This is a genomic window from Priestia flexa NBRC 15715 (assembly GCF_001591565.1).
GTDB lineage: Bacteria > Bacillota > Bacilli > Bacillales > Bacillaceae_H > Priestia > Priestia flexa.
Genome location: NZ_BCVD01000204.1, coordinates 1 through 2,871, shown reverse-complemented (window position 1 = coordinate 2,871; position 2,871 = coordinate 1). Strand labels below are relative to the sequence as shown.

The window sequence follows — 2,871 nt, the reverse complement described above, 5'->3', positions numbered from 1 at the left end:
GTTATGTCATCATTATTTTGCTGCAGGTTGGTTTTTGATTGCCGCATCCATAATGCTTGTGCGTTCTTCTTCTGAAATACCTTTTAAGATTTTGTTGATTTCTTCTTTTAGCTCACTGTCTTTTTTAAGACCCACGGCTACAGCTGTATCGTCAGCTGATGTTTTGAAGCCATCCTTGAATTCAACCATTGCAAAATTATCATTTGCTGCTGAAGCACTTACTGCTTCAGGTCGCTCTGATACATAACCATCAATAACTCCTGATTCTAGCGCTACGCGCATTGCTGGGAAATTATCCATTGCTGTTTCTTTTGATACACCTTTAATTTGATCAATGACGGAGTAGTGAAACGTGTTTAATTGAGCCGTAATTTTTGCGCCTTTGAAATCTGCAATCTTCGTAGCACCTTCATACTTACTACCTTTTTTCACAACCATTACTAGGTTTGAATTATAGTAGTTATCAGAGAAATCAATTGTTTCTTTTCGCTCTGCAGTCGGTGACATTCCTGCCACAATCGCATCAATTTTACCTGATGTTAAGGCTGGTACAAGACCATCCCACTCAGTTTTTACAATCACTAGCTCTTTGCCTAATCCATCAGCAATTTTCTTAGCCATCTCAACATCATAGCCGCCTGCATACTGTGAGCCGCCCTTAATTTTAACCGCTCCGTTTGAATCGTCATTTTGAGTCCAGTTAAATGGTGGATAGCCTGCTTCCAAGCCTACCGTAAACGTATCAGCGTCTCCTGAACCCGATGCTGACTCACTGCTTTGACCACAGCCTGCTAATAAAACGACTGCTGAAAGCAATAATGTTAAGAAAAATCCTGCTTTTCTTTTCATAGTTTGTTTCCCCCTTATATCTTTTTAAGCTTTGAAGACAATAAAAAAACGACCCGAGATTTACTCAGGTCGTTTCATTCATCGTTCCCTAAAGTCCTCTCTTTTAAAAGATGAGATAGCACAACTCAATAAGCTGGTAAACTTATTGAGACAGTCCTGCAGTTCTTCACTACAGACCCAGCAAGCAATTGTTGAGAACAATTTACTCACTTCGGCGATATTTCCTTCTCTCTAGCTTCAACGTCTCTCAAACTCTGCTAAAGACTGTTAAATACCGCGCCTCTACCTCACTTGACTAAAAGTGAGGTCTTATTAAATTTGTTTCAAGTCTACATCTTTCTTCCTAATCTGTCAATATGGTTTTTATTGGATTATTTTCCAACTAATTCTTTCAGCTCTAAAAAAAAACAATTTTATACAGAATAAAAAGGATGATTTAATGAATGTTGGTTTTTCTAAAGTTTCCACCCTTTACTTCGGCAACGTCATACACGCGCACAAAAGCATCCGGATCGATTTCGCTGATAATTTCCTTCATTTTACTTTCTTCTAAACGGTTAATAACACACGTAATCTCTTTGAACTTTTCGTGAGAATATCCGCCGTATACTTCTTTATATGTAGCGCTTCGACCTAGTCGATCACGAATTGTTTTAACCATTAAAACAGGCTCATTTGTAATGATTTCAAACGCTTTTGAACCGCTTAACCCAACTTCAACGACATGAATAACCTTTGAAGCGATGAAGTAAGCAATGGCAGAAAGAATGGCTCCTTGCAAGCCAAACACAAAAGAAACCACGATAAATACAAACATATTTAGAAATAAAATAAGATCACTTGTTCCAAACGGTGACTTTCGTGAAAGGAGTACAGCAAGCATATCAATACCGTCCAATGCTCCTCCATTACGCAGTGCTAGACCCATTCCAAAACCAAGGATTACACCACCTACAACGGTTACTAAAAGCGTATCTCCTTCAATAATAGCTGGAGTGTGATGCATAAGAGTTGTACTAACTGCTAGAGAAGCAATACCGATGGTTGAAAAAATAGCGAAGCTTTTTCCAATTTGCTGATAACCTAACCAGATGAAGGGAAGATTGATGATGGCGATTAAAACGCCTAGTGGAATTCCAAAGAGCTGTGAACCAACGATGCTAAGTCCCGTCACCCCCCCGTCAGATACGCTATTTGGAATTAATACTGTTTCTAACCCATAACCTGCGATAATGCCACCAATGATGACTAAAAGGCCCCGAAACAATAGTTTTTGTTTACTCGATTTTCGATGCTGTTTTAACGCATTCATGTAATTCCTCACTTCTAATATTTTTTGACACAAATAATTTTATCATAAAATCATCTTCATTTATAAAATTAAGGTATCTCTAAAAGGTACTAAGCATAAAAAACGTAAATAGCCAGTCATCGGTTCAACACCGACAACTGGCTATTTAACTACTTTAAAAATAGAAATAATTACAAAAACTTATTATAGCTCTTCGTCTTCATCTTCAGGCAATTCAGGTTCATACAGTCCTAGAAAACAACTTGTTGTAAAGGTAGCTTGTGTCATAAATAAACCTGTAGCAGCAACAAAATTATAAAGATACTTTTTCATTTAAATCAATCTCCTTTTTTATTATTCGTTAATAAGTGTTGAGAAAGTAAGTACGTAATAATTCCATATAGAACTAAAATAATGAAGATATTGACCCCCAGTTTTCTTTGCACTTTTAGTTGACTAAAGAATTTAACTGGACTAAATAGTGCGCTAACTAGACTAATGGGATTGGTAGTCGAGAGTGATACAGATTGTTTATTTTCCATTACTTCAGATTGATTCATCATGGTACTTTCTCATCCTCCTGTTTGTTCGTTGCTTCCTGAATAAATAGTACAATAAAAACCCAAGGGATAAACATTTTTTGGATATTGTGGTCGTTTTTTGTATTTTCAAGGGTTATTTTGCTAATATTAGTGACGAAAATAAAAAGACTAAAGAGGCTGGGACATAAG

4 protein-coding genes and 1 riboswitch are annotated in these 2,871 nt (G+C 36.8%); all 4 genes read right to left on the bottom strand.

What is annotated here, in order from left to right; translation table 11 throughout:
- Positions 1 to 12: 12 nt before the first annotated feature.
- Positions 13 to 849, bottom strand: a complete 837-nt coding sequence (locus BFL01S_RS19305) for a transporter substrate-binding domain-containing protein (protein ID WP_061786686.1) — start codon at positions 847 to 849, stop codon at positions 13 to 15.
- 108 nt (positions 850 to 957) lie between these two features.
- Positions 958 to 1,142, bottom strand: a riboswitch (Lysine riboswitch).
- A 143-nt stretch (positions 1,143 to 1,285) separates the two neighbouring features.
- Complete coding sequence (locus BFL01S_RS19300; RefSeq protein WP_061786685.1) at positions 1,286 to 2,161, bottom strand: YitT family protein; 876 nt, start codon at positions 2,159 to 2,161, stop codon at positions 1,286 to 1,288.
- 183 nt (positions 2,162 to 2,344) lie between these two features.
- Positions 2,345 to 2,473 carry an AgrD family cyclic lactone autoinducer peptide gene (locus tag BFL01S_RS20615; protein WP_139109175.1) on the bottom strand — a complete coding sequence of 43 codons (129 nt, stop codon included), beginning with the start codon at positions 2,471 to 2,473 and terminating at the stop codon, positions 2,345 to 2,347.
- Between the two features lie 5 nt (positions 2,474 to 2,478).
- A complete protein-coding gene (locus BFL01S_RS19295; protein WP_025909868.1) occupies positions 2,479 to 2,703 on the bottom strand; it encodes a hypothetical protein in 225 nt (74 codons plus the stop codon).
- Positions 2,704 to 2,871 lie beyond the last annotated feature (168 nt).

What these genes read in the sequence shown, in the direction of transcription:
- BFL01S_RS19305 (WP_061786686.1), bottom strand. Translation starts at nt 849, where the DNA reads ATGAAAAGAAAAGCAGGATTTTTCTTAACATTATTGCTTTCAGCAGTC.
- BFL01S_RS19295 (WP_025909868.1), bottom strand. Translation starts at nt 2,703, where the DNA reads ATGATGAATCAATCTGAAGTAATGGAAAATAAACAATCTGTATCACTC.
- BFL01S_RS19300 (WP_061786685.1), bottom strand. Translation starts at nt 2,161, where the DNA reads ATGAATGCGTTAAAACAGCATCGAAAATCGAGTAAACAAAAACTATTG.
- BFL01S_RS20615 (WP_139109175.1), bottom strand. Translation starts at nt 2,473, where the DNA reads ATGAAAAAGTATCTTTATAATTTTGTTGCTGCTACAGGTTTATTTATG.